Consider the following 26244-nt stretch of genomic DNA (forward strand, 5'->3'; position numbering starts at 1 on the left):
GAGCTGCCGAAGGCTGCGATCTTTTGCTTTAAAGCGACTTCCACAACGAATCAAAATCCTCCTCGCTCCCGCCATTGCGCGCGGCCTCCAGCGAGCGATAAGCGAACTGATTGAAACTGTGCGTACTCGCTACCCGTCGATCCAGCCCGGCGCGATGTTCTTCGCCCAGGGTGTTGATCAGCACTTTATTGCCTTCCTGAAACGGCAAGCGCGGCGCCAGCAAAGTCGCCGGCAAGTCGATCGCGCTGATCTCCGGTAGCAACAAGCCGCGCAGATACTGGCTGTGATCATCCCGCGAGCGCACCAGTTGCAGACCGCAAGGCTGGGCATGGGGGGCCACAAGCTCAATGCCCATTTGTGTGCCGCCGCCGCGCACCTGGCGGATCCAGCGAATGACCGCGATGCTCCAGCCCAGACTGACACTGTCGTGGATGCCGAGCACTTCCCCGGCCTGCAGTTCGGCAGGCACTTCATCCGGCCACGCGAGGCAGTATCCGCCGGGGCTGTGATTGATCACCGGCAAGGCATAGGTCGGGTAATGCGGCGTACTGTCCGTGCCGCCTTCATCCTCGAGCAAATGGTCGTACTGGATTTCCTCGTAAGGCAAAAATTCATCAGATTTGCTCTGCGGTGCTGCGTCGAAGGCCTGGCTCCAACTGTCCTTTTCACCTTCAGCGACGCTACTGCAGAAATTTGCCGGGCGCGCTGCGGGATGCTTGAGCAATTCGCTGAAACTGCGCTCGCCGCCGAGGTAAAAGTGCAGGGCGCTCATACCCACGCATACAGTGAGATTGCCCTGGCCAACGGTACGTTGAAAGCTGCGCTCGGCGGCCTGCCCCCAAGTCGCGTGCAGGTGTTGTAGGGTATCGAGGCTCAGGCCGGCCGGCACGGGTAGCGGCGTTGATGTGTCTTGATGCTGCAAATGCGCTTCGATGGCGTTCACCAGCGGCTGTGGATCGAAGCCGAGCAATCCGGGCTGTTCTTCGCTGCGAAACATGTTGCGGTAGCGCGGGCCGGCATCGATTGCCGGGCTGATCGCAAACAGGCCTTCGCTCGTGCGAGCGGGATGCAATTTGAGCAGGGCGCTCCACGGTTCGAGTACTTCGGCCAAGCGGGCGATCTGGTTCTGCCGCAATTGATTGCAGCGGGCACTGCCCAGAAGCAGGGCGGCGATGTAGGTCTGTTCAAGGCTGAGTTCGGTGGTGAGGCTGGCGAGATCGTCATGCACCCGGCGCTGTTGCAACTGCATTTCGCAGGCGCTGCGATACAGCTGATGCAGTTCGAACCACACATGCTCCGGCGCAGAGCTATACAACTGCGTCGCACGCAGCAGCTGACCTTTGAGCGCATGGGCCGCCCGTTGCAGGGCCGTACTGACCAATGCCGCGCGATCCTTGCTGTACTTCGGCGCAATCCGCAACACGATCTGTTTGTAGCCGATGGCCAGATGGCTTTGCAGCGCCTGGCACAGATTGCTGATCTTGCGCGAGCGCTCGTCGAGCATGATCGCCTGATGCATGAAGTGCCGCTCCAGATGCTGGCAGACGAAATACACCTCGGGGCGCAGCAGCTCCAGCAGGTTGAGGCGGTTGTCGCTGGGGGTGAGCAACTGGTTGAGTTCGCCCAGGCCTTGATACAGCAGGCGGGCGGTTTCACCGATGTTGGCCTTGGGCAGGCCGGCGATCCAGCGCTTGAGGTCGCGCGGGGTGGCTTCGCAAAACGACAGACGCGTTTGCGTCGGGGTCGGGGCGCTCAGGGAGGGTAGGGGGCGAGATTCACTCATGCCTTGACTGGCTCCGGTGGCGAAAGAGGCGATGCCCGAAACTCTAGCAGTTGTGGTCTGTTTCGCTGGTTGGCGTCAGGCTTTTTGACCGCTGGTCTGCTGGCCGGATGCCATTCTCCAAGGCCTACTAGTCTCTCTGGCGTGCGATCGGAAACGCACGGTTGCACGGCCTGCCGTCAACCTCGGGCAGGTCTCCCGAAACTTCAAGGAGATGAGGTTCATGTCTAAATATGCAGTGGCAAATCAATGGGGTGGCAGTTCGGCGCCGTGGCATCCGGGTGGAACCTGGGTACTCGGCGGGCGGGACAACCAGAATGTCGTCGCTATCGAGATCAAGTCGCGCGATGACGGTAAAACGTTCACCGGCACCATGACCTATGCCGGGGAAGGTCCCATTGGCTTCAAAGCGCAACGCACCGGTCAGAACCAGTACAACGTCGAGAATCAGTGGGGTGGCAATGATGCCCCATGGCATCCGGGCGGCAAGTGGGTGATTGGCGGCCGGGACAATCAGAACGTTATCGCGTTGAGCGTCACGTCCAGTGACGGAGGGAAAAACCTCAGTGGCACCAATACCTATGCCAACGAAGGCCCGATCGGCTTCCGTGGGCAAATAGAGTAACGGCACCACCGAGTTGTCTCCGCCCATTCGCAGACGTGCGAACGGGCGGATCCTGGCTCACATCATGTTCAGGCTTTTGGCAGTGCCAGGCCTTGGCCCATCTGCACTGGCGAACCGGCCACCAGTTCTTCAGCCCATTTAACCTGATCCGGCCCGAACAGCACGATCGCGGTCGAACCCAGTTTGAAGCGACCCAGTTCAGCACCTTTTTCCAGATGGATCGGCGCACGGGCGGCTTCGTCGTAGCGGAAGGTTTTCAGTTCGCGCTTCGGTGGGGTGACCAGGCCGGCCCACACGGTTTCGATCGAAGCGACGATCATCGCGCCCACCAGCACCACGGCCATCGGCCCGCGCTCGGTGTCGAAAATGCACGCCACACGTTCGTTGCGGGCGAACAGCTCCGGCACGTTTTCGGCGGTGGTCTGGTTGACCGAGAAAATCCGGCCGGGGATGTAGACCATTTCGCGCAGGGTGCCGGCCAGCGGCATGTGCACGCGGTGGTAGTCCTTCGGTGACAGGTAAATGGTGGCGAAGTCACCGCCCATGAACGGTGCAGCGTTGGCCGCGTCACCGCCAAGTAATTCCAGCACGCTGAAGCTGTGGCCCTTGGCCTGGAACACGCGACCGTGTTCGATCGGGCCGAGCTGGCTGACCGCACCGTCGGCCGGGCTGAGGATCGCGCCCGGGGTTTCGTCCAGCGGACGCGCGCCGTCTTTCAGGGCGCGGGTGAAGAATGCGTTGAAGTGCTCGTAAGCGGTGAGGTCTTCGACCAGTGCTTGCGACATGTCCACCTGATAGCGCTTGGCGAACCATTGGGTGAAGGCATTCTTGAACCAGCGTACGCGGCACTCGGCAATGCAGCCGGCCAGGCGCGACAGCAGGTGATGAGGCAGCAGATACTGGCTGAGGATAAACAGACGCTCTTTCATTAGTTGTCCTTAGAACCTTGAATCTCGACAGGCGTGTCAGGGTGATTGCCCCATTCGCCCCAGGAACCGGCGTAGCCCTTGACCCGCGGATAACCGAGGGACTTGGCCACCAGATAAGTGAAGCCCGACCGGTGATGGGTCTGGCAGTGGGTAATGATTTCTTTGTCCTTGGTAATCCCGAGGTCTTCGAGGATCTGCGGAATGTCACTGCGAATGCGCAGCTGACGTGCCTTGTCCATGCCCGCCGTCCATTCGAAGTTGACCGCGCCCGGGATGTGACCGCCCTTGGCGGCCAGTACTTTCTCGCCGGAGTATTCCAGCGGTCCACGGGCATCCCAGATCGCCAGATCGGCAGCGCCGAGACGGCTTTGCAGGTATTCGCGGGTGGCAGTCGGCTCTTCGTGCAGGGTCAGTGCCACCGGGCCGCCTACCGCAGGCGGAACCTGGATCGACATTGGCATGCCGGCCGCCAGCCACGCCGGCAGACCGCCGTCAATGTAGTGGTATTTGTCGTGACCGATCACGTCGAGCAGCCAGATGAAACGCCCGGCCCAGCCGCCACCTTCGTCGTCATACACGACATAGACCGCGTCCTGGCGGTGGCCCAGTTCACCGAACAACGCTTCCAGATCGCCTTTGGCCGGCAGCAGGCCCGGCGCTGGCGGCTGGCCGAGCTGGGTGCGTTTCGGGTCGACAAAGCGTGCGCCGGGAAGATGACCTTCGGCATAACGGGCAGGGCTGGTCAGATCCACCAGAATCAGTTCAGGGGAATCGAGACGCGGGAGCAGGTCGCTCGCCTCGATGACGAGCGGCAAGCCAGAGAAGTCAGACATGTGAGGTCTCCAGAGCACAAAGGGGAGGATTGTAGCGCAGCCTCATCGGCCACGGCTGCTAAAGCTGTGCAGGGCTTTTTCGATGCACTGCGCGGTTTTGCCAAAGGCTTGCACGGTGATGTCGGCGAACGGCCCGCCGCCCTGATCGGCAACGACGATCATGATCACCCGGCCATTGTTGACCAGTGAGCGCAGGAACAGGTGTTCGCCGCGAAACAGCGTGCGCAGGCTCGCTGGCAGCAGGGCGGAGAACTGAGCGTTGTTCTCGGGATTGATCCGCACCTGCGCCTGTTGCGCGAGCAGCCGTTGCAAGACCTTGCTCTGGCTGACGACGAAATTCAGCGCCGCCGCGTCTTTCGGCAACCCGGCGGTTTGATGCACGCGCAGATTGGACTGTGTGCGATCGGCCATCAGGATCATCACCCGGCGCATGCCGCTGGCGACCAGCGCATCGCGGGCGGCGACGGTCAGGCTCATGGCATTGGTGAAGCGGCTTGGCTCGGCCAATAGCTCGGCGCATTGCCGGCGCCATTGCGTCAGATCTTCCGAGGTGGGCGCAGCGGCGGGCAACATGCCAGCCGGCAAACGATGGGTGCCCCATGGCCAAAGCAACGAAACCGCTGGGTGCCACAAGTCCGGCATTGCATGGTGGCGCGCACTGTTGGCGGCTTGCTGGTGCAACTGTTGTTGCACTTCATCCATCGAGATCTGCAGATAAAGGCTGGTCAGGTATTGCCAGCGCTCACTGTGCGGACTGTCCCAGGCTTGTTGCGCCGACAGTGCCAGGCCGTTGGCCAGCAGCACGGTGTTGGCCGGCTGGTTGAGCCAGCGGCGCAGGGTCGGATCGTCATCGAGGCGGTTTTGCTGGCGCAACGGGTGTTCGCTGTCGCGGGCGATGCGCAGGACTTTGACCAGTTCGCGCTGTTCGCTGAGCAGCAATTTATAGCCTTGCTGCACCCAGATCGGCAGGTGCCAGACTTGCACCAGCGCCTCGGCGATCTTCAGCAAGCGCACGCCAAACAATTGCTTCTCGACCACCGGGGCCGACTCGCCCTTGTGGATAACCCGCAGTTCCCACTCTTCGAGCAACTCGGGATACGTCAGCGCCAAGGGCCATAGCGGCGAGAGAAACAACAAACTGCCCCAATGAATGTCCTGCCACAGCCGCGCCAGGCGACTGGCGAAAAAACCGTTGGCCTGTTGCGTGGCGTGCTGGCTGATCATCTGTAACTGGCGCAGGGCTTTGGGAATCTGCATCTGCGGTTCGGCGGGCAGGCGCGCGAGCAACTCTTCGGTCCGCGCCAGGCCGAGACGGTTGATCGCCACCTCGAGATTTTCCGCCGGTGCGGCCATCGTGCCGTGGGTGTGACGATTCGCCTCACGGATGATGCTCAAGGCCAGCGCCGGACTGTCCTGCATCAGGTCGGCGATGTCGCGCAACGAGCTGCGGTTGTCGCGGATCGCCCGACAGACTTTGTCGTGAGCCTCTTGCGGCACGGGCAGCCGGACGCTGTCGAGCAGTTTTACCCAGCCCTCGAGCGTGGTCGGTTTTGCGTGTGGGACGTTCGTTTCATTAGCCATGTCTGGACGAGATCTTCACTGACTGTAGACGCGCCCGGCATGGGCTAAATTGGCTTTTCGCCTGAACTGGCTATAGTCTGGCGCAGTTTTGCCGATAAGTAGAAGAAGAGATTTTTTAACTTCCGAATATGACCTTGAACCCGACTTAAATAAGTACTTTCTACCTATGGCTAAAATTATCGGCATCATCGTCGTATTCGCGAGCGTGCTCGGCGGATACGTGCTCTCCCACGGCAAGATTGCCGCCCTGATCCAGCCCTTCGAGGTGTTGATCATCGGTGGTGCGGCACTGGGTGCATTCCTCCAGGCCAACCCCGGTTACATGACGATGCACGTGCTCAAGAAATCCCTGAGCATGTTCAGTTCGCGCTTCAGCCACACGTTCTATCTGGAAGTGCTCGGCCTGATCTACGAGATCCTCAACAAGAGCCGCCGCGAAGGCATGATGGCCATTGAAGGCGACATCGAAGACGCCGCCGCGAGCCCGATTTTCGCCAAGTACCCGGCCGTGCTCAAAGACGAACGCATGACCGCGTTCATCTGCGATTACCTGCGCATCATGTCCTCCGGCAACATGGCGCCGCACGAGCTGGAAGGCTTGTTCGACATGGAACTGTACAGCCTGAAAGAAGACCTCGAGCATCCATCCCATGCGGTGAACGGCATCGCCGACGCCATGCCCGGTTTCGGTATCGTCGCGGCGGTACTCGGTATCGTGGTGACCATGGCCTCGCTGGGTGAAGGTGATCAGAAGTCCATCGGTCTGCACGTCGGTGCGGCACTGGTCGGTACCTTCTTCGGTATTCTCGCGGCCTACGGTTTCTTCGGCCCGCTGGCGCACTCGCTGGCCCACGATGCCAAGGAAGAGCTGAACGTCTACGAAGCCATCAAGGCCTCGCTGGTAGCTTCGGCTTCCGGCATGCCGCCTTCGCTGGCGGTCGAGTTTGGTCGCAAGGTTCTGTACCCGGCGCACCGTCCAAGCTTCGCCGAGCTGGAACAAGCGGTTCGCGGTCGCTAAGTCATGGAAAATAATCAGCCGATTATCATCAAGCGCGTCAAGCGCATAGCCGGCGGGCATCACGGCGGGGCGTGGAAAATCGCCTTCGCCGACTTCGCCACGGCGATGATGGCGTTCTTCCTCGTGTTGTGGCTGCTGTCCACCGCGACGCCGGAGCAGAAGATCGCCATTGCCGGTTACTTCAAAGACCCGGTCGGCTTCTCCGAAAGCGGCACGCCGTACATCATTGATCTGGGCGGCACACCGACCCTGGCCCCGGAAAACACCCTTAACCCGGAAGTGAAATCGCAACCGCAGCCTGACAAGGTTACGGTCGATACCGAACAGGTTGAAGGCATGGCCGAGCAGGTCGAGAAGGAACGTCTGGAACTGCTGCTGCAAGAACTGCAGAACAAGGTCGACGAGAATCCGCAACTGCAGAAGTTCAAGGATCAGATCCTCTTCGAGATCACCCCGAATGGCTTGCGCATCCAGATCATGGACGCCGAGAACCGGCCGATGTTCGACTCGGGCTCCGCACGCCTGAAACCGTACTTTGAAGACATCCTGCTGGCCATGGCCGACACCATCAAAGCGGTGCCGAACAAGATCAGCATCAGCGGTCACACCGACGCCAAGCCGTACACCGGCACTGGTGATTTCGGTAACTGGGAACTCTCGGCCAACCGTGCCAACGCTGCCCGGCGTGCCTTGGTTGCCGGTAGCTATCCGGACTCGCAGGTGGCGCGGGTGGTGGGGTATGCCTCGTCGGCGCTGTTCGATCGGGAAAACCCGTTCAACCCGGTCAACCGTCGCATTGACATTGTCGTGCTGACCAAGAAAGCCCAAGCGGCCATCGAAGGTGCGCAAGGTGCCGACGCGGCTAAACCGGCGGATCAGACTCAGAACGGCAACGCCCCGGCGACACCGGTTGATCCGAATGCGTTGCCGGCGGATCAGCAACCTGTGCCTGCGCACGAGTTGCGCGAGCGCTTGAATCTGTTCGACGACGCCGCACCGAAACCGGCCGAGACGGGGAGTGCGGCGCCTGCTCCCGCTGCTCTGCCAGCCACTGCACCGGCTCCCGCGCCCAAGCAGTGATTCACAAAAAGCCACGGTTACCGTGGCTTTTTTGTTTCTGCCTGCGTCGCAATGACCAGTCGCAGTATTCGCAATCACGGAAGATCAGTTATGGAAAGACTCAAAGCCTATTTTCAGCGGCACGGCAACGCCCCCTTCAAATTTGGCGAGGGGCGGGTCAGTGGCTATATTTCGGCGACCCTCGGGCTGCTGAGCCTGCTGGCAGTGTTCTGCTTCCTCTTCCCGGAATGGCTGACCACCGCCGAACTGCGCAAGGTCTATGACGAGCAGTTCGCGCGCACCACGCTGTTGCTCGGTCTGGTGCTGTCGTTCAGCCTTGGAACCCTGAATATCCTGCTCAACAAGCGCAAACGTCTGGGGATTACCGGATTGGTGGCGTCGGGGCTGGCGGTGTTTCTCGGTGGTACCAATGTCCAGGTCAGCGCGATCGGGCAGACGCCGTACTCGCTCGGCCTGGACTGGTTTGTGCTGGCGCTGCTGGTGTCGGCCATCGTGTTCATTCCTCTGGAAAAGCTCTACTCCAAGGACCCCGAGCAAAACATCCTGCGCCCGCACTGGCGCACCGACCTGACCTACTTTTTCGTCAGCCACATGCTGGTGCAGTTCATCCTGATCTTCATCACCGCCTCGTCGACTTACATTGCCGGCTGGGCGGTGTCTCCCGGTTTGCAGGCGAGTGTGCAAAGCCTGCCGCTCGTTGTGCAGTTTCTGCTGGCGATCCTGGTGGCCGATCTCGGTCAGTACTGGCTGCATCGGCTCTATCATGTGGTGCCATGGCTGTGGCGCATTCATGCGGTGCATCATTCCAGCACGCACATGGACTGGCTTGCCGGTTCCCGGGTGCATTTCATCGAAATCCTGCTGACCCGCACCGGCGTGCTGGTGCCGTTGATGTTGCTGGGTTTTGCCCCGCAGGCACTGAATGCTTATGTGATTCTGGTCGGCGTTCAAGCGGTACTGGCCCACGCCAACGTGCGAATCAATGGCGGCTGGCTGAACTACCTGATCGTGCTGCCGCGCTATCACCATTGGCACCACGCCCGGCACAAGGACTACATCTACAAAAACTACGCGATCCACACACCGCTGGTGGACATGCTCTTTGGTACGTTCAAGCTGCCGCCGAAGGAGTGGCCGGTGCGTTATGGCGTGTTTGGCAAGGAACTGCCGGGCGGGATTGTGCGTCAGCACCTGTATGCGTTTCGCAAGCCTGAGCCAAAGGTGGTTGTGCCAAAACCGCCGGCCAGCGTGTGAGGCAAAAAAAGCCGCGAGATGATCGCGGCTTTTTTACGTCTGTCAGAACCCGCGCCGAATCCGGTTCTTCAGTTGTTCGTGGAAAATCTCGGCATTTCGTTTGTAGGTACCCTTAACGGATTCGCTTATTGATTCCAGCGACATCGAGCGTTTGTTCGACACTTCCTCGCGATACGCGTCGATAAAGAAATCCAGATCACTGGCCGTGCTCAACTTTGGCCACTTGTCCAGATACAACGGCAGTTCCGTCGGCCCGGTCTTGAACGAACAGATCCGCCGATTGCTGATCGTCGCCTCGCCAATTTCGAACGGCACCCACCACGACAACGCGGTTTTTTCCGAAACCACCGCCAACAAGTGCGTGCACTCAGTGATGTTGCGGGTAATGACGCCGGTGATGTCGTCAGTGGTCTGCGATTCCGGGTCGAGCACGTCGAGGTAGGTTTTGATGTTGGCCTGGATCAGGCGGCTATTGATGGCGATGGCGTGGGCGCGATCCATGTGGCGGTAGCTGATGAATACGGGCATCAGAAGTGTCCTTTTATGGCGAGTTCGCGGTAGTAGGCGCCGAGGGCGGTGAGGCGGCAGCCGGTGGAGTTGATGGCTGCGTAGTACATGTGTTCGGCGTCCACGGGCTCGATCAGGCTATGGCGATTGCACATTTGCAGTTGCTTGAAGATGTCGCCGTGCTCGGGGTCGAACAGCGCTTCGGTGGGCTCGTAGCTGGGGTCGAGTCTGAAAACGAAGCTCGGCTCGGGGAACCAGTCCTTGAGTTTGCGCAGGGTTTCCTCGGCGATCAGCGGTGCCACTTCGCGCAGTGGCACGAACTGCGACACGTTGGTCTTGAATACCGGACGCTGCTCCCAGGCTCCCAGCGCATTGTCGACAAACGAATAGACGCTACCGGGGGTGACCTTGCCGAGTACGTTGGCAGCGCCACCATGCAGCGCTTGCAGCAACAGATCCGTGAATACACCGTGGCCGCGACTTTCCAGGGCGTACTGTTCTTTTTTGCAGGCCGTGAGAATGGTCACGCCTTCGCCGATCACACTGCTGCCACCGCGCAGGTTGCGCAGGGCGCCTGCTGCGCCGGCCTGGCAGCAATCGAGAATGATGATTTTATTCTTGATGTGCGGGGCCTTGTCCGCCCATTCCAGAATGTCGCTGATGCGGATACCGTCTCCGCCAGGCTGATAGTCCTGGGGAATCAGTAGTCCTTCGTCGATGCTGGTGTCGAACTGCCCATGACCGGCGAAGTACAGCAGTGCCACGTCACAGTCGCCTGAGAACAGGCTCTGGATCTGCTGTTTCATGTGTTTGAGCGTTAGTTGTTCTTCGGCCGACGTCAGCACTTTGCTGCTGAAGTTCGGGCGCCCGTTGGCGTGACGCTCCAGTACCGAAGCCATGGCCATTGCGTCGTTGTTACAACCGCTCAACGGCGAGACGTAGTCGTAGTGGTTGATGCCGATAAACAGTCCCTTGCGCATGGTTACACCGCCGTATGCAGGCGGATCGCGCTGACGATGCTGTTGGTGTTCCACGCGCACTCGGCGTGCGCCGCTTCACGCACCACGGTGGAAATGCGCTCGGCGCCGAATGGCTTGATCGCGATGATCACCTTGCCCATTCGTTTGGCGATCTCGATTTCCTTGTTGATCCACTTGCTGTAGGTCGAATACATCCCGGCCATGATCAGTACCGCCGAGCAAGGGCGAATCTTGTTTTCGATGGCTTCTTCGAGCTGCTTGTCGGTCTGCGCGCCCATGATCGGGTTATGTGGCGGCACGGAAAAATTCTTGAAATTGAAATCCGGCTTGGCGCCGAGCAGGCGTACCAGATTGTCGTGAGCGTGGGCGTAGTTCCACGAATGGCTGATGAACAGGTGATAGGTCTGCATGGGGTTCCTCGAAGGTCGCGAAGGTGCGAAGGAGGACCCCAATCTAGGCATCTGGAGCTTGCCTACAAGGGCTGGGCGGTGAAAGAGAAATGTCCTGCAATGAGGTGTTTACAGGTCTGTCAGAAAGGTCTGGTGTTTAGCGGGGGCGGGAATTTGTCAGGCGCGGTCCGACATCCGGCAGCCCTCGGGCGAGGTGCTGCCGGTGCAGATGTTTAGTAGCCGTTTTCCGGCAGGCTGGCGATGATCGAGCGGTAGCTGTTCATCCGTTGCTGCTGGATGCGGCCGTCCTCGAGTGCCTTGAGCAACGCGCAACCCGGTTCGCGGTCGTGCTTGCAGTCGCGGAAACGGCATGTGCCGAGCAAATCATCGAACTCGATGAAACCCGCTTCAACGTCGGCACGGCTGACGTGACCGAGACCGAATTCACGGATACCCGGAGAGTCGATCAGTTCGCCGCCGCCAGGGAAGTGGAACAGGCGCGCGGTGGTCGTGGTGTGCGTACCCTGACCGGACAACTCGGACAACGGCCCGACGCGGGTTTCAACCTCAGGCAGCAGGCTGTTGACCAGCGACGACTTGCCGACACCGGACTGGCCGACGAAGACGCTGATGCGGCCGTCGAGTTGCTGTTGCAGTTGTTCCATGCCGTTGCCGTGGTGCGCGGACACCTCCAGCACCGGATAACCCAGCGTGCGATACACCGCCAGCAGCGCATTCAGCGCCGGGGCGTTCTGTTCGTCGATCAGGTCGAATTTGTTCAGTAGCAGCAACGGCCGGATGCCGGCGTGTTCGGCTGCGACCAGATAGCGGTCGATCAGGTTGGCATGCGGCTCAGGCAGCGGCGCGAAGACGATGACGATCATGTCGACGTTGGCCGCAACCGGTTTGAGCTGGCCGCGGCTGTCCGGGCGGCACAGTTCGGTGGTGCGCGGCAGTTGCGCGACGATTACCCCGATGCCCTGGTTGCCGGCACGCCAGACGACGGTGTCGCCGGTTACCAGCGCGGGCAGGTTGGCGCGCAAGTGGCAGCGGAACACTTGTCCGGCCTGCTCACCGTCAACAGCCTCGACCTCGACCTGTACACCGAAGTGGGCGATCACCAGGCCTGTCTGTTCCGGGCCAAGGTCGCCGCCCTCAAGGGCTTCGACAGCCGAGGACTCGCGTTTGGCGGCGCGTGCAGCGCGTTCGCCCTGAATCTTTTCGATGCGCCAGTTTTGACGACGATTGAGTTGGCGTTTGGCCATGGGTGTTCCGTCTGAAGAATGCAGCGATTAGGTAAAACGGCCGCGAGTTTAGCACGCCCGGGCATCGCCCTAGGCTAAACTGCGCAGCATTGCCTAGGAGCCGACATATGCAAAACCCGCAGAACCTGATCTGGATCGACCTGGAAATGACCGGTCTGGATCCGGAAAACGACGTCATCATCGAGATGGCCACCATCGTCACCGACAGCGATCTGAACACACTGGCCGAAGGCCCGGTGATCGCCATCCACCACAGCGACGAAGTGCTCGCGCGCATGGACGAGTGGAACACCCGCACCCACGGCAACTCCGGCCTGACCCAGCGCGTGCGCGACAGCCGCATCAGCATGGCTGAAGCGGAAGCTGAAACCATCGCCTTCCTGGAAAAATGGGTACCGAAGGGCAAGTCGCCGATCTGTGGCAACAGCATCTGCCAGGATCGCCGCTTCCTTTATACCCATATGAAATCGCTGGAGAGCTACTTCCACTACCGCAACCTCGACGTCTCCACGCTCAAGGAACTGGCCGCGCGCTGGGCGCCGGACGTGCGCGACAGCTTCAAGAAGGGCAGCACGCACCTGGCACTGGACGACATCCGCGAATCGATCGCCGAATTGCAGCATTACCGCAAGCACTTCATCAAGTTCTGATGGGGTCTATGCAGGCGCTGCCGCAGACTGCGATCTTTTTGCACTTGTTGTGCATTCACACCTATCAAAAGATCTCGGCCTGAGGCAGCTTTTGCATTTAAACGTGTCGCTCGTGCCCTGTTTTGCCTTCATCTGATATCTTCGAGCGGGTAAACCAACTGAGGCAATGGTTTTTAAGAGTTTCATTTAAGTGTGTTTCATGAATTAAACATCGGATCACCTTTCTGGAGTTTTCCTTACACTTTTGGGTAAGTTGAAGTTATCAGTGCATGTTATTAATAGTGCTCACTGCTTCGAACACTGGAAGTGTATGAGCTAATGTCTATTAAGGATGATTTCATGAGCGAAATATCAAACGCCGCGCAGGACCAGTCCGCCGAGTCACAGGCGGCCGTAAGTATCGGTAGTTTTGCCGTAAAGTTCGACGCGGGGGCATCGAGTCGGAGCAAGGTGCTATACGCCAATGGGCGCATGCAAGTTAAGGTACAGGTTGTAGTGGCTGGTTTGGACGGTGATGGTAATGTCGTTGCTGTTTCCGACGAGGTCATGGAGAGTATTCGCCTTGTTCACTATGACAGCGGCAGAACCTTGCGCAATGGCTGGCGAGCCAGTACTGAGCAGGGCCGTTTCACCTTGGCAGTCGCGCACACGGCCGCCGTTATGGAGGATGAGGATGATGGAGGCGAGGATCTTTCGGACCAGCGCCGGGTACGGACGTTCTGGGTTTCCAGTGAAAATGTTGAAACCATTCAGATCGGTGCGTCCATAAAGTTCGATAACACAGTCATCCGCAGTAATGGAACAACTCTGTCGAGCAGGCATGACAGCAGTATCAGCATAGAGGCCATCCTGCCGGTAACCTATGCGGTTGAGCAATTCCGTTGGGAAGATGTCTGGTATGACGGCGGGTTCAGAAAACAACGTATATACAAATACTACCTCGGCTTGTATCCCCATGCGCAACAGGTAAAGTTGGTGGACTGGATTGCTGAAGGTTCTGCTGAGAGTGTTGTATTTGCTTTCGGTAATAAAATCGATGCCTGGAATGCAGCGTTTCAGGCCGGAGTCCTGATCCGCCCGGACAGGCGCACGTTTAACGTATCGTTACCGTTTGTCGAGAGTTCCGGCGTGACGCCAGAATCCATCAGGTTTATTCATCATGAGAAGGACTATGAGGTTGAAGTCAACGATCGCATCGGGGAACTGACGGTTGTCCAGGCACTGTCCCCAGCATCACGAGATCAATTACCCGTCGACAGGTCGGAAGTTTTCCGCTTCACCGCTCTGGATCAATTTGGCACTGAACATAAACTGGCTATCCGCACTAACTTTAAAGAACGAAGCTTCAGGCTGGAACGAGGCTGATATTTTTTGTTTTTCGTGAAATAGCAAAGGGGCAAATTCAATGACGGCGGTTTAAATTGGAGTGAAGTCAGGGTCATCTCTGTTGGCGGCGGCGCGTAGTGGCTAAACTGCGCGCCTCACTGCCAGGATTGCCACCATGTTGCTCATGCTCTATCTGATCGCTATCACTGCCGAAGCCATGACTGGCGCTCTGTCTGCCGGGCGCCGCGGCATGGACTGGTTCGGTGTCGTACTGATCGCGTGTATTACAGCTTTGGGTGGTGGCTCTGTGCGAGATGTGTTGCTTGGGCATTATCCGCTGACGTGGGTCAAACACCCGGAATACCTGGTGCTGACCTCGGTAGCCGCAATGGTTACCGTGTTCACCGCACGCTGGATGCGTCACCTGCGCTCGCTGTTTCTGGTACTCGACGCCGTCGGCCTGGTGGCGTTTACCCTGATCGGCTGCATGACCGCCCTGGAAATGGGCCACGGGATGCTGGTGGCATCCGTCAGCGGCGTGATCACCGGGGTATTTGGCGGCATCCTGCGCGATATTTTCTGCAACGACATTCCGCTGATCTTTCGGCGCGAACTGTATGCGAGTGTCTCGTTCGCTGCAGCATGGTGCTACATGCTGTGTCTTTATCTGAATGTGCCCGGTGAACAAGCCATTTTGATCACGTTGTTCGGCGGTTTTTTATTACGCCTGCTGGCCATCCGTTTTCATTGGGAGATGCCAAAATTCGTTTATAACGACGAGCATTAATCCTCGGTGCAGGAAGATTGTGGTTTGCAGGATAAATACCCGTGAGCCGCTAGAGACACTGCAAGTGTATGTTTCTTACATTTTTCGCTTTGCTGTTTATTTGAAAGGTCTGTAATTTTTTGTTGGCATCTTTTCGATGTCAATATTTAAGTATAACTCTTCAAAGGAATAGATCATGAGCGAAAGCATGGATGCTGCACACGACCAACAAACCATCGCGCCGATTCTCACAGGCCTCGCCCAAATGAGCGTCAAGTTTGATGCCAACGATGTTACTCGCAGCAGGTCGCTGTTCGGTAATGGTCGAATGCAGGTGAAAGTACAAGTTCTGGTTTCCGGGGTAGATGCCGACGGTAATGCCATTTATGTACCTGCGGATGTAATGGACAGCATCGAACTCATTCATTACAGCACTGGCAAGACGTTGCGCGACGGTTGGGTCGCGAGCACCGAACAAGGGCGTTTTACCCTTGAGGCTCAAGCGCCAATTTCCGTCGGAGAAGGTGACGAAGCCGATGTGGAAAATGACAGCGTGCAGTCTCAGGTTCGCACGTTCTGGGTATCTTCATCGAGCGCTGGTACCACACGTATCGGTGCACGCTTGTCTCTGAACGGGGTACGGATTGTCAGTAACGGAACCACGCTTTCCAGTGTTCATGACAGCAGCGTAACGCTCGAAGCACAAACACCTGAAACCTATTCGATTGGACTGTTCGACTGGTTTCAGACGCGGCGCGGCAATGAACAACCCGGCAATCGTATCTGGAACTATTATCTGGGCCTGTTTCCGCAGGGGCAGCAGATCAGGCTGGTCGACTGGATTGTGGATGGAATAGAACCAGGCGAGGATCACGTCTTTGCGGGCGGCAACAAACTTAATGAATCAAAAACAAATTATATGGAGGCTGCGCTTGTTCGCCGCGAACGGTCTGAGATCACAGCGTACTTGCCGTTTGCCGGAAATCAGAATCTGTACACTTTTACCGCTGACGCGATAACACGGGAAGAAAAGCGTTATAGCGTAACCGTCAATGATCGCGACGGTTACCTGACCGTCGTTCAAGTTCTGTCCGAATACTCGAAAGATGCAGGAAAATACAAAGTCGGCAACGTGCTGCACTTCCGTGCCATTGATCAGCACGGTACGGAGCATAAACTGGCAATTCGCACCAATTTTTATGAGCGTAATTTATATCTGGAACGAGGCTGAGACTGAACTCCACTGATGCAATGTCGTGGAGGTAGTACATGTATATGCTTTTGACGTTACGCCTACCGATAAGCTGTGATGTTCAATTGTCCGGTAGTCGCACCTAAAGTGCTTTTACTGATGTCCGGCGCTGGCCCTGAAGTTATGGGGGCCAGCGCATCCTCACCTCAAGGATGAGTATTCATGACTGGCAAACCGCCAAAGGTCAAACCTGTTCCCGCCCCAACCAAAACCCCTGATGTCAACGTGGATGGCTCTCGCCGGCTACCGTTCGCTTCTCCTGCAATGCTGCATCAGTTCACACCCCATCGCCTGGAGCCGTTGCAGCCTTCCTACAAGCCTGATTCGATCGCAGGAGTGCCAGCGATCAAGGTGAGCGCGATCCCGAAATCTTCGATCGATGAGTTCGCGCTGCATGCGGCGCAGTCCTCACTGGCAGATTACTGGATACCCACACCCAAAGGCTTGGGCGAGGCCGATGCGCGGGGCATCCGGGTTTTGAAGCAACGTCAGTATGTTGCCGTAGACGACGAGCATATCGTGCAAGTGGTTCCGGACGCCGAGAGTGGTCTGTTTCGCGCTACGCAGGCCAGAGAGCTGCATTCATCCGGCCCATTGTTGCAGCCCGACAGCGAGGGCCGGTTCTGGCGCGCGCTGGAAAACACGGATTTGCGCAATCGCTCTGAAATCCTTTATTCGATGCGCAGGCGAACGGCGGAACTGTTTCTTCGCATGGGTCATTCAATTGACGATTTCCACCCAGTCACGATTAAACGCATTCTTGCGGTAAGTGGCATAAGCGAAATGCTGGCGCGCGATTCCGACATTCATGTTCGGCCCCTGGCTTTGCTGAAAGACACACTCAGGCGCTTCAGCCTCGATCGCAAAATCCAGTTGTTCATCACGCACATGCAACATGCCGATCCGCTGGTGCGCGCCCAGGCTGACCCACAACTGCGGGCTTTGCTGCCGGCAAGCGAAGGCGATCTCATCGGCCGCGGGGTCGAGCGCGACCGTGCCTTGCTCTTTCAGGAGCAGGAGCGGGCGTTCGAAGTTGACTGTGATGAAATCACGCTGCAAATGCGGCGGATTTTTCCTTTATTGCCCAAAACGATGGCGCAGGCGCTCTGGCGCGATGCAAGCGCCGGCGACCGTTTGCATATGCATAACCAACCGGGAATGCCACGGCACCTGACAGAAGAAGCGCTGCTGGCGCTACGTGATGTTCGTCTTGCCAGAGCCAGTGAAGGCATATATCTGGATTCGGTATCCAGCCCGGACAGTGACCGACTGGCGTTGCAGATGTTCGGGCGCCTGGCGGGGTGGCCGCAAAAAGTTCGTATCGAGGTTCGGCAGGGCGTGGCCGACGGGGATGTTCTGGGCGCTATCGGCAACGCGCGGTCGCCGATTCGTCACCTATTGATTCGTCAGGATGATGGCTATGTCATCCACAGCAGCGATGCCCCATCACCTCAGGAATCGAAGGATCTGTATTCAACCGTCTGGTCTCTGTTGTTGCCCGATCATCGTCAGGTGCTCGGTGTGACAGAGGGAGGTGGTGCGGCGCTGCAACAGTTGATCCGGACACAGCCGTTACCGTCGTACCAGGCCGTAAGCGAACTGCTGGAACTCGCGGCGCTTCCGCTTAGCGCCGATCCTGCCGACGCGCAATATCGGCAAGCGGGGCAGTTGCGAGGTGGTGGTGACAGCCATCCAGTATCGACAAAGTCCGTCGTGGACCGTGTCCGTGATCTTTATCCGCTACTTTCGGATGAGGAAGTGACGACGGTTATCAACGAGCGTTTGAAGAGTGATCCATCAGGCGTTTTGTCTCGCCTGGAAACAGAGTTTGCGACGTTGCGTGATGAGTTGGCGATCTGGAGTGCCGAAGAGGCGTCACCTCATTCGCGGACGTCGGAGCCAGAAGGCGCGCCGACAGCCGCCGAACGACGCCAGGCTCGCGAACAGTTCAGCGCAAAGTTGCAAGATATCTGGCAACGCAAGTCGGTTTCGAAGTGGGGGGAGGGGGCCTATCATTTCTCTCACTATGTTGATTTTTCGGGTGAGTTACCCACGTTGTCCACCCGATTTGAATATGTGACAGAGTTGATGTTGACCGCAAATGAACCGGGTGCACGGATAGGTGCGTTTCTTGACAGCTTTCCGAATATTCAATATTTGGGTGTCGTCGGTATAAAAATGGAGGAATTCCCGTCAGGAATATTTCAAATGCGCCAGTTAAGCGAGCTTACGCTGGACAGGTGCTCGCTAAAACTATCCGAGGTCACAGCTGAAGGATTGTCCAGAATCGAAACGCTGACCCGGTTGAATCTGGCAAACAATCCTCTGACAGTTGCGCCGCATGTAGGCTACATGCCAGGTTTAACCGGATTGATGCTGAGCAATGCACATCTTTCCAGCGTTCCTTCAGGCATAGATTCGCTGAGGAAACTGGGGGTTGTGGCATTGCATGATAATAATATCTCCGACGTGGGATATGAGTTGTTCGAGATTCCGGATACACAGGATCTGTTCGTTGGTTTATTGAATAATCCGCTGAGTGACGCGTCAAGACAACGGATCAGTCAGTATCTTGAGAACGCCAGTATGGATCGGAAGGTGGAAATCCAGACGGAGGATGTGGTTTTCGACTCTGACTCCGATAGCGAGTCCTCGGAAAGCGGATTCTCAACAGGTTCAGACAGTGACTGAATATTGGTGGAAGTAACGACTTCTGTGTTTTTCTAACATGGCCTGACAAGAATAAACTGCCTGTTGGCTCCCCTTTTTGATTCTGAGTAGTTGAAGTCATAAGGGGAGCCTGATTGTTGAGTGCTGAAATCAAAGGGGCGGGAAGAGCGTGGTTGAAGCTTGCATAAGGTGGTCTGCGATTTTTGAAAGTATTAGCATTTGTGAGGGTTGTTGAGGGTGATGTTGAAATATTACTTTCTAATAATTTGTCGAATGTCGCGGCTGTTTTTATTTAAATCGATCGTCAATAGTTTGCTGAGTCCTTAGAGGGCGAAGTCTATTACTCAGCAAGGTATTGATAAATGTTTGATGATCAAATTGGTATTTCCCGTATCGAGGTAAAACTCGACTCCACAAGGTCAGGCCAGCATAAAGTGCTGTATGCCAATGGGCGCATGCAGGTGCGGGTGTTGGTCCTTCTGCACGGGATCGATAACAATGGCGACGGCGCATCCCTGTATGGGCATCCTGCGTTGCAGTCCCTGCGGTTGATCGCCTATAACGGCGCGCGCCCTCTGGAAGGCGACTGGAATGTATCGCTGCAGGAAAATCGTTATGCACACGAAATGTCGGGTGGTGCACCGCGGATTACCGAAGTACCACGTGCCACGCACAATCGGATAAGTGACGACTCTGATCCCGTGCAGATTTTCCAGTTTTGGGTTTCGGCCACCAGGCCCGGAATCATGGAAGTGGCCGCCGAAATTCTCGTGGATGGCGTGTTGTTGCGAAGTAACGGGATCGGCTTTGACAGCAGTGTTACGCTGGAGGCAATTCCGCCGAAAGAATATTCGCTGAATAGCTTTACATTCAATGAATATGGTAGCAAACAGCAGAAAGCACAATATGACTGGGTTCAAAGTCATCACATTGGGCTGCACGCGGACGGCAGGCAGATTCACCTGCTTGACTGGTACAGCAGTGAGGTGAAACTTGATCCTTATGATTCCGAAGATGCGGTGCAAGTCTATGCCTCCGGAAACATTCCTGGTACTCGCGACGGGCGCAGAAACTTTTACGGTTACATGGCACCCATCTACGGCCTGAAAGCAACCTTCCGCAGTCCCCTCGGTATCATGAACGTGCCGATCAACAATGTGCCTGGGCAACTGACGCTTGTTCAATATATTTCCGCTGACCTGCAAGTGGGGCGGGAGAGCGAGGGTTCATTCGAGTTTGCAGTGATCGATGAGTTTGGCTCGGAACACAGGCTGTGTATCGAAGGTAATAAAGAAGAGCGCACTTTTATTCTGGGTGGGTCCAGGCGACCCATGAAACAGCTTGTCTGATTTCATAATGTGGTCAGCGATGTTTGCTGGCCAAGTTGACGAGTCAGTATCTGGATCTTGAAATAAAAGGACGTTTTTCAATGGAAAGTAATTTATCTGCCGCTGTTCATTCAAATGCTTTCAACTTCGGTGAGTTTGTCTCCGGAGGTGTTGATCCCCGCACCGGCATGTATACGTGCTCGTTTTCGTTAGGAAAGTTGCACTCGGCGGATCTCAATGGTCCTGAGCTTGCACTTTCAATGGGTTTCAATCCGCTCAACCAGGTGGACTCCGGTTTTGGCATTGGCTGGTCTTTGACCCTGACCCATTACGACTTGCGCAGCAAAGTCATGACGCTGTCCAACGGTGAGCGTTACAAGGCTGTGGAAACGTCCACCGGTTTGAAGTTCAAGGAAATGAAACTGCAAACGGCAAAGGTGCTGGTGACCGGAGCAGGGCGCTATGAAGTTCGATACAAGGATGGTCGGCGTGAACAACTCAAGGTCCTGGCTGGCACTCAGGTCGCCGTAGCGGAAAAAATAATCGCGGCGAACGGTGTAAGCATCGCGTTGAAGCACGAGTTGTTCAACCAGTTCCCCAGGTTGGCCGAAGTTCGTGACGCCAAACAATGCCTGCTGAAAATCACCCGCAATGCAGGTCAGGTAACGTTGACCCGGTATCCCGATACCTCTTCCAGTTCCGACTACAAGTTGATCTTGAAAAACGCTCGGGTAACGGCAATCGAGCTTCCGGTCGGTAAAGGTTGGGAGCTGGAATATGAAGTCATCGACGAGGGCAGCTATTTGCACCGAGTCGTCAATCCACTACGCGGCGTAGAAATCATTCGCTACAAGCGGCAAGGTCATAGCTTCGTAAATGGCGCGGAACAGACACTGCCGTTTGTTATCGCGCACGATATCTACCCAGGACGCGGCCAACCCAGACTCTGCAGGACATACACGTACTCCGACCATAACTTCCTTGGGCAGGGCCTCCTCCCTGCCAAGGATAATGACCTGGACCCGCTCTATCTGGCGCCCGGCCACTATGTCTACACCTCGGACGAGCAGTTGTTACTGGGCAGCAAAGTGCATACGCGCATTAAACGCACCTACAACAAGTTCCATCTGTTGGTGGCTGAGGTTACAACCTGCGGTGACGCCCAGATCGCCACCGCCACCGAGTATCACTGCTCCGTCACCAAGCCTTTCAATGAGCAGGTGGCTCAGTTCCGCATGCCGAAAGTCCATACGGTGACTCACCTCGATCGACGCACCCAACAGCAGCGTGTGGAAACCACCGTCACCGAATTCGATGGCGAAGGCAACTTGCTCAAACACATTGAGCCAAGTGGGGTGACGACTTCGACGGAATTTTATCCGGTAGGTGGTGGAGATAATTGCCCAGAGGATCCGCTGGGTTTCTCCAGGTTCCCGAAAAAGAGAACGGTTACCGCTGCCGCGTCGGGTGGGGCTTCGACTGTCACGTACTACGACTATGCGCTGCATACTGCACTGGAGGGGGCGGAGCTGGCATTCGTGTTGCCGGTTGCGGAACGTTTTTACGAAGTTGTGGCAGATGTTGAAGTCTTACGCTCGAAAACCGAACGCAGCTATCTGGATACGCCCAAGGACCCACTCAAGCACGGTGCCACGAAACAGCAAAGTATCACCCTCAATGAGAAAAAAACCTCTACCGGGTTTTCCTATGAACGCGAGGGTGACAGGTTGCGGGTCAAGTCCAGCACATGTGGATTCGACGGCGCGCTACAGACCAGTGAGAAAGTGCTTTCGACGCTGACCGGATTACTGATGTCAGAGGTCGGTGTCGATGGCGAGCACGTCGAACATGAATACGACGCCATCGGCCGGGCAGTGCGCAAAACGGTTGCTTCCGGGAGCCCTTATGCGGCCGCTACCCGGTTCGCCTATCTGGCCGCCAGTAAACAGCAACCGGCGACCATGGTGACCACGGATCCCGTCGGTGGTGAGCAACGTGTGAATTATGACGGCCTGGAGCGGGTGATCACCGTTCAGGAAAAGGACTGCGACCATCCCGACAAGGACGGGCTTATTCAGGCTCGCACGATTTATTCTGCCCTGCATGATCCGGTCGGTCACACGGTGAAAGTGACGCTGACCGATTGGCGTGACGGCAAGCCTTATCCGGTCAGTACCCGCTACGAATTCGATTCCTGGGGCCAGGTCAGCAAGACGCTGCATGCCGACGGGCGTATCGAACACAGCGAGGCGAATCCGGTTCTTCACCAGCAAACCCATTGGTTCCAGGGTATGGGCAAGACACTCACCCTCGTCAATGACTTCGGTAAACCGCTGAGTGTGGAAAGCTTCAATCTGAAGAACAAAAGTCTGGGCAAAACCGTTTACAGCTATGACGGGTTCGGGCGCACAACCAGCCAGACAGATCCTGTCGGTAATACCACTCGATATGAATACGACGTTTTTGACCGGATAGTTCGCACTGTCCTGCCTGACGCCAGTGCAGTCGTGACCGACTACGCCGAGCATAGCGATGACGGGCTACCGATCGGTATTAAGGTCGATGACAAGGTGTTGGGGCAGCAAACTTATGACGGCTTGAGTCGTTTAATACAAAGTACCGTCGGCGGACGAAAGTCCGAGGCGGGTTATGAAGGCGGCTTCACTCAGCCTCAGTGGTACAAGAGTGCCGATGGCAAAAAAACCGAATTCACATATTTGCGCGATCTGGGCGGTGTGCTGACGGAGCGCAAGGCCGGGGAGTTGGTCACCACCCTGACTTATGACAAGGTCAGTGGCAATCCCTTGACCTGTACCGAAGACGGCAGGGAACGCAGCTTTACCTATTACCCTTCCGGACGCCTTAAATCCGAGACGACGATCTTCGGCGCGATCACGAAAGCAACGTCCAGTACCTGGTCCCTGCAGGGGCGACCGATCACTCATGTCGATGTACTCGGAGCCGAAAGCCGATCCGAATACGACAAGCACGGCCGCCTGCTATCCACCTTGCGGGGTTCGTTGACAACCGAATTTCACTACGACACCCAGACGGGGATGCTGGGCTGGACGAAAACCGAAGACACGTCGATCAAGCGGCAGATGATCACGCGGTTTGCCTATGACGATGTCGGTCGTGAAACCCGCCGTACTTTCGAGATTCAGGGGCAGCCTGACCAGACGCTGGAATCGACTTATACGCTTGCTGGCAAACTGGCGCAGAAAGTGTCCAGGCGTGGCACGCAACTATTGCGCGATGAGCAATTTACCTACGATGTGCGCGGGCGACTGATCCAGTACGACTGTGCCGGCACCCAAAAGCCCCGCGATCCGTATGGCAAGGAAATTGTCCGGCAGACGTTCACCTTCGATGTGCTGGATAACATCCTGACCGTGCAAACGAAGTTCCCGCTGGGGGTGAATCTGACCACCTTCAGTTATGACAATCCCGATCCTGTACAACTCAGCGCAGTCGAACATTCCCATGCCGACTATCCGCCGGCAGTGACTCTGGAATACGACGCCAACGGCAGAATGATCAAGGACGACCAGGCGCGAACCCTAGCCTATGACGCGTTCGGACGGCTTGAGCAATTGTCCAGTGCCGGGGGATCAGTCATTCGTGGCTACCATTACGACGGTTTCGACGATCTGGTTGAACTGTCGCAACCGGATAAGGTAATTGCGCAGCGTTACTACCACGCAGGCCGGGTCGCCAATGAGGTCAGTGGTGAAAACTCCTCCAGTGTTGTGCGTCACGGAGGAGCGCTTGTGGGGCAACAGCAACTCGGTTTGAACGCCGGCGCGCAGCTATTTGGCACCGATCAGCAACACAGCGTGCTGACAACGCTGGGCAAGGAACAGCTCACTGATTGCACCTACAGCCCTTACGGGCATCGCCCTGCCGAAGGTGGCTTGTTCAGCCTCGCCGGGTTCAACGGCGAGCAGCTGGATCCGGTGACCGGGTTGTATCTGCTGGGTAACGGTTACAGGGCCTATAGTCCGACACTCATGCGTTTTCTCGCCCCCGACAGCATGAGTCCGTTCGGCGCGGGTGGATTGAATGCCTACAGTTATTGCCTGGGCGACCCAGTCAATCGTGTCGACCCAACCGGGCATATCTCCTGGCAATCGATCCTGGGCATCGGGCTCGGTATTCTCGGGATTGTTGCCAGTGTGCTGACGATGGGCGCGGCGACACCTTGGGCAGCGACGGCGTTGGGACTGGCGGTTGCTTCAGGCCTGGCGGGTATTGCCAGCGAGGTGGTCAATGAGCTGGCACCGGGTTCTCAAGCGGGCGAGATATTGGGTTGGATCAGTTTTGGTCTTGGGCTGGCTTCGCTGGGTGCAGGTATGGCAGCGGGTGCAAAAGCTGCTGTGAATGCGGGCAGGAAGATGGCTTCAGCCTTTAGCCAAGGGCTCAGTGGCAGGGGCGCAGGCAAAGCGGGGCAATTTTTGAAGAAGGGTGGCAAAGGCGCCAAGGCTGCGGCCAAAAAAGCCAACGCGCCGGTGGAGAAAGTGGCGGACGAACCTTGGCAATTGCACAGGGCCAAAAAAGACAACTTCGTGTCTGAGATTAATGAGCAGAGGGCTAAAGGTTTCTACGAACTCGTGGAAAGCAATAAGTCCGCCAGCCAGGCTGCTGCGGAGTCCGAGATGCTGTACGAGGAGTTCGGCCCCGTCGGCGCTGGAAGAAAAGTAACGCATGTGTTTTTTGCGAAGACCAAAGGACGTGGCGAGCGAATTTACCTCCTGGAGGACAGTAAACAGCGAGTTTGCAAAGTCTTGCAGGCGGGCGGCCATTTGTCCGACGGGCAGACCAACACCATGATGAAAACGGCTAAAAGCATTGACACAACGCGCCTGCCATCGGCCTGAGTACTTTGTTGCCCTTTATGGGTTTGAAAGTCTGGAGTGCTGTTCCAGTGCCCACTCCACATGCTCTCTGACCAGGTCTGACGGATAATCCCGTCGCGCCTTCAACGCTTCCAGCACCGGAATCGTTGAAGGCGCATTGCCCAGCCCTACCGCCAGATTCCTCAACCAGCGCTCATACCCCGCACGCCGCAACGGCGAACCTTCGGTGCTGCTCAAAAATTTCTCTTCATCCCACAAAAACAGCTCGGCCAGTTCGGCATTGTCGAGGTTGTGCCGTGGCTTGAAATCGCTTTCGCCGGAGGGCTTGGCGAAACGGTTCCACGGGCAGACGATCTGGCAGTCGTCGCAGCCGAATACGCGATTGCCGATCAACGGTCGCAGGTCTTCGGGTATGGCACTTTTCAATTCGATGGTCAGGTAGGAAATACAGCGTCGAGCGTCCAGCACGTAGGGACCGACGAAGGCATTGGTCGGGCAGATATCGAGACACGCAGTGCAACGGCCGCAATGCTCGGTGCTGTGTGGCTCATCCACCGGCAATGGCAGATCGACGAACAGTTCGCTCAAGAAGAAATAGCTGCCGGCCTTGCGATTCAGTACCAGAGTGTTTTTGCCGATCCAGCCCAGCCCGGCCTGTTCGGCGATGGCTTTTTCCAGGACCGGGGCACTGTCGACAAATGCACGAAAACCGAACGGGCCGATCTCGGATTGAATCTTGTCGGCCAATTGCTGCACACGTTTACGGATCAATTTGTGGTAATCGCGGCCCAAGGCATAACGCGACACGTAGGCTTTTTCCGGTTGCGCCAGCATTTGCGCCATTTGCGTGTCGCCGGGCAGGTAGTCCATGCGCAGCGACACCACGCGCAATGTGCCCGGCACCAGTTCTTCGGGGTGTGAGCGTTTGCTGCCATGGGCGCCCATGTAGTCCATTTCGCCGTGGTAACCGGCCTCGAGCCAGCGCGCCAGATGCTGCTCATGCTCGGCCAGATCGAGACCGCTGATGCCGACTTGCTGGAAGCCCAGCTCGCGGCCCCAATCCTTGATCGATTGGGCGAGGGCGGGCAGGTCTGTGGTGATGGCGGACATGAGGCGAGAGAAACCGGAGCTGAGGTGCGTATAATTCTGCCAGAC

The 26244-nt window shown here is 57.1% G+C and carries 20 protein-coding genes; 11 read left to right on the forward strand and 9 right to left on the reverse strand.

What is annotated here, in order from left to right; genetic code table 11:
* Window positions 1-28: 28 nt before the first annotated feature.
* Entirely contained in the window at window positions 29-1783 is a 1755-nt protein-coding gene (locus QZR14_RS06540) for a molecular chaperone (RefSeq protein ID WP_311996166.1), read from the reverse strand.
* Window positions 1784-2003: 220 nt separating this feature from the next.
* Between QZR14_RS06540 and QZR14_RS06545 the strand changes: the two genes are divergently transcribed.
* A complete protein-coding gene (locus QZR14_RS06545; protein WP_093430162.1) occupies window positions 2004-2405 on the forward strand; it encodes a lectin OAA family protein in 402 nt (133 codons plus the stop codon).
* 68 nt (window positions 2406-2473) lie between these two features.
* Here the strand turns inward: QZR14_RS06545 and asd are convergent, their stop codons facing one another.
* Genes asd through QZR14_RS06560 form a run of 3 tightly spaced genes read right to left on the reverse strand, consistent with a single transcriptional unit; the run spans window position 2474 to window position 5748 of the window.
* A complete protein-coding gene (gene asd / locus QZR14_RS06550) occupies window positions 2474-3334 on the reverse strand; it encodes an archaetidylserine decarboxylase (protein WP_024011354.1) in 861 nt (286 codons plus the stop codon).
* Complete coding sequence (rhdA, locus tag QZR14_RS06555) at window positions 3334-4167, reverse strand: thiosulfate sulfurtransferase (RefSeq protein WP_311996167.1); 834 nt, start codon at window positions 4165-4167, stop codon at window positions 3334-3336. Before rhdA ends, asd begins: the two co-directional genes overlap by 1 nt.
* A gap of 42 nt (window positions 4168-4209) precedes the next feature.
* Entirely contained in the window at window positions 4210-5748 is a 1539-nt protein-coding gene (locus tag QZR14_RS06560) for an HDOD domain-containing protein (RefSeq protein ID WP_311996168.1), read from the reverse strand.
* Between the two features lie 166 nt (window positions 5749-5914).
* Between QZR14_RS06560 and motA the strand changes: the two genes are divergently transcribed.
* From motA to QZR14_RS06575, 3 genes are all read left to right on the forward strand, one after another.
* The gene (gene motA / locus QZR14_RS06565) at window positions 5915-6766 is read left to right on the forward strand and encodes a flagellar motor stator protein MotA (protein WP_007915795.1); all 852 of its coding nucleotides are present in this window, start codon (window positions 5915-5917) and stop codon (window positions 6764-6766) included.
* A 3-nt stretch (window positions 6767-6769) separates the two neighbouring features.
* The gene (gene motB, locus QZR14_RS06570; protein ID WP_311996169.1) at window positions 6770-7846 is read left to right on the forward strand and encodes a flagellar motor protein MotB; all 1077 of its coding nucleotides are present in this window, start codon (window positions 6770-6772) and stop codon (window positions 7844-7846) included.
* 90 nt (window positions 7847-7936) lie between these two features.
* On the forward strand, window positions 7937-9100 hold the full coding sequence (locus QZR14_RS06575) for a sterol desaturase family protein (protein WP_250602924.1): 1164 nt from the start codon (window positions 7937-7939) through the stop codon (window positions 9098-9100).
* 42 nt (window positions 9101-9142) lie between these two features.
* Here QZR14_RS06575 and QZR14_RS06580 read toward each other — a convergent pair whose 3' ends face one another.
* The 4 genes from QZR14_RS06580 to rsgA all read right to left on the reverse strand — a co-directional run bounded on the left by QZR14_RS06580 (window position 9143) and on the right by rsgA (window position 12241).
* Window positions 9143-9628 carry a toll/interleukin-1 receptor domain-containing protein gene (locus QZR14_RS06580; RefSeq protein WP_123448385.1) on the reverse strand — a complete coding sequence of 162 codons (486 nt, stop codon included), beginning with the start codon at window positions 9626-9628 and terminating at the stop codon, window positions 9143-9145.
* Window positions 9628-10587: a caspase family protein gene (locus QZR14_RS06585; protein WP_250602926.1), complete on the reverse strand. Its 960-nt coding sequence runs from the start codon at window positions 10585-10587 to the stop codon at window positions 9628-9630. The genes QZR14_RS06580 and QZR14_RS06585 overlap by 1 nt, the downstream gene beginning before the upstream one ends.
* Window positions 10588-10589: 2 nt before the next feature.
* Complete coding sequence (locus QZR14_RS06590) at window positions 10590-10997, reverse strand: TIR domain-containing protein (RefSeq protein WP_250602927.1); 408 nt, start codon at window positions 10995-10997, stop codon at window positions 10590-10592.
* A gap of 212 nt (window positions 10998-11209) precedes the next feature.
* Window positions 11210-12241, reverse strand: coding sequence for a small ribosomal subunit biogenesis GTPase RsgA (rsgA, locus tag QZR14_RS06595; protein ID WP_250602928.1), 1032 nt, complete (start codon window positions 12239-12241; stop codon window positions 11210-11212).
* A gap of 107 nt (window positions 12242-12348) precedes the next feature.
* On the opposite strand from rsgA, the gene orn reads away from it, so the two are divergent.
* From orn to QZR14_RS06630, 7 genes are all read left to right on the forward strand, one after another.
* Window positions 12349-12891 (forward strand): oligoribonuclease, encoded by a 543-nt coding sequence (orn, locus tag QZR14_RS06600; RefSeq protein ID WP_064593092.1) that lies wholly within the window; start codon window positions 12349-12351, stop codon window positions 12889-12891.
* 339 nt (window positions 12892-13230) lie between these two features.
* Window positions 13231-14256, forward strand: a complete 1026-nt coding sequence (locus QZR14_RS06605) for a hypothetical protein (RefSeq protein WP_311996170.1) — start codon at window positions 13231-13233, stop codon at window positions 14254-14256.
* Window positions 14257-14392: 136 nt separating this feature from the next.
* Window positions 14393-15004, forward strand: coding sequence for a trimeric intracellular cation channel family protein (locus QZR14_RS06610; protein ID WP_311996171.1), 612 nt, complete (start codon window positions 14393-14395; stop codon window positions 15002-15004).
* A gap of 175 nt (window positions 15005-15179) precedes the next feature.
* Window positions 15180-16214, forward strand: a complete 1035-nt coding sequence (locus tag QZR14_RS06615) for a hypothetical protein (protein ID WP_311996172.1) — start codon at window positions 15180-15182, stop codon at window positions 16212-16214.
* Between the two features lie 183 nt (window positions 16215-16397).
* Complete coding sequence (locus QZR14_RS06620) at window positions 16398-18926, forward strand: DUF6543 domain-containing protein (RefSeq protein ID WP_311996173.1); 2529 nt, start codon at window positions 16398-16400, stop codon at window positions 18924-18926.
* Between the two features lie 341 nt (window positions 18927-19267).
* The gene (locus QZR14_RS06625) at window positions 19268-20254 is read left to right on the forward strand and encodes a hypothetical protein (RefSeq protein ID WP_250602933.1); all 987 of its coding nucleotides are present in this window, start codon (window positions 19268-19270) and stop codon (window positions 20252-20254) included.
* A gap of 80 nt (window positions 20255-20334) precedes the next feature.
* The gene (locus QZR14_RS06630; RefSeq protein ID WP_311996174.1) at window positions 20335-25110 is read left to right on the forward strand and encodes an RHS repeat domain-containing protein; all 4776 of its coding nucleotides are present in this window, start codon (window positions 20335-20337) and stop codon (window positions 25108-25110) included.
* Window positions 25111-25125: 15 nt separating this feature from the next.
* On the opposite strand, the gene queG is transcribed toward QZR14_RS06630, so the two are convergent.
* Window positions 25126-26199, reverse strand: a complete 1074-nt coding sequence (queG, locus tag QZR14_RS06635) for a tRNA epoxyqueuosine(34) reductase QueG (protein WP_250602935.1) — start codon at window positions 26197-26199, stop codon at window positions 25126-25128.
* Window positions 26200-26244 lie beyond the last annotated feature (45 nt).

Origin of the sequence: Pseudomonas sp. rhizo66 (genome assembly GCF_031931925.1) — a bacterium.
In the GTDB taxonomy this organism is placed as follows: domain Bacteria; phylum Pseudomonadota; class Gammaproteobacteria; order Pseudomonadales; family Pseudomonadaceae; genus Aquipseudomonas.

Bases quoted from the DNA above. Each gene is read 5' to 3' on its own strand.
- QZR14_RS06620 (WP_311996173.1), top strand. From the start codon at position 16,398: ATGACTGGCAAACCGCCAAAGGTCAAACCTGTTCCCGCCCCAACCAAA.
- rhdA (WP_311996167.1), bottom strand. From the start codon at position 4,167: ATGTCTGACTTCTCTGGCTTGCCGCTCGTCATCGAGGCGAGCGACCTG.
- QZR14_RS06605 (WP_311996170.1), top strand. From the start codon at position 13,231: ATGAGCGAAATATCAAACGCCGCGCAGGACCAGTCCGCCGAGTCACAG.
- motB (WP_311996169.1), top strand. From the start codon at position 6,770: ATGGAAAATAATCAGCCGATTATCATCAAGCGCGTCAAGCGCATAGCC.
- QZR14_RS06540 (WP_311996166.1), bottom strand. From the start codon at position 1,783: ATGAGTGAATCTCGCCCCCTACCCTCCCTGAGCGCCCCGACCCCGACG.
- QZR14_RS06625 (WP_250602933.1), top strand. From the start codon at position 19,268: ATGTTTGATGATCAAATTGGTATTTCCCGTATCGAGGTAAAACTCGAC.
- rsgA (WP_250602928.1), bottom strand. From the start codon at position 12,241: ATGGCCAAACGCCAACTCAATCGTCGTCAAAACTGGCGCATCGAAAAG.
- queG (WP_250602935.1), bottom strand. From the start codon at position 26,199: ATGTCCGCCATCACCACAGACCTGCCCGCCCTCGCCCAATCGATCAAG.
- QZR14_RS06630 (WP_311996174.1), top strand. From the start codon at position 20,335: ATGGAAAGTAATTTATCTGCCGCTGTTCATTCAAATGCTTTCAACTTC.
- orn (WP_064593092.1), top strand. From the start codon at position 12,349: ATGCAAAACCCGCAGAACCTGATCTGGATCGACCTGGAAATGACCGGT.
- QZR14_RS06590 (WP_250602927.1), bottom strand. From the start codon at position 10,997: ATGCAGACCTATCACCTGTTCATCAGCCATTCGTGGAACTACGCCCAC.
- QZR14_RS06560 (WP_311996168.1), bottom strand. From the start codon at position 5,748: ATGGCTAATGAAACGAACGTCCCACACGCAAAACCGACCACGCTCGAG.
- QZR14_RS06615 (WP_311996172.1), top strand. From the start codon at position 15,180: ATGAGCGAAAGCATGGATGCTGCACACGACCAACAAACCATCGCGCCG.
- QZR14_RS06585 (WP_250602926.1), bottom strand. From the start codon at position 10,587: ATGCGCAAGGGACTGTTTATCGGCATCAACCACTACGACTACGTCTCG.
- motA (WP_007915795.1), top strand. From the start codon at position 5,915: ATGGCTAAAATTATCGGCATCATCGTCGTATTCGCGAGCGTGCTCGGC.
- QZR14_RS06575 (WP_250602924.1), top strand. From the start codon at position 7,937: ATGGAAAGACTCAAAGCCTATTTTCAGCGGCACGGCAACGCCCCCTTC.
- QZR14_RS06610 (WP_311996171.1), top strand. From the start codon at position 14,393: ATGTTGCTCATGCTCTATCTGATCGCTATCACTGCCGAAGCCATGACT.
- asd (WP_024011354.1), bottom strand. From the start codon at position 3,334: ATGAAAGAGCGTCTGTTTATCCTCAGCCAGTATCTGCTGCCTCATCAC.
- QZR14_RS06545 (WP_093430162.1), top strand. From the start codon at position 2,004: ATGTCTAAATATGCAGTGGCAAATCAATGGGGTGGCAGTTCGGCGCCG.
- QZR14_RS06580 (WP_123448385.1), bottom strand. From the start codon at position 9,628: ATGCCCGTATTCATCAGCTACCGCCACATGGATCGCGCCCACGCCATC.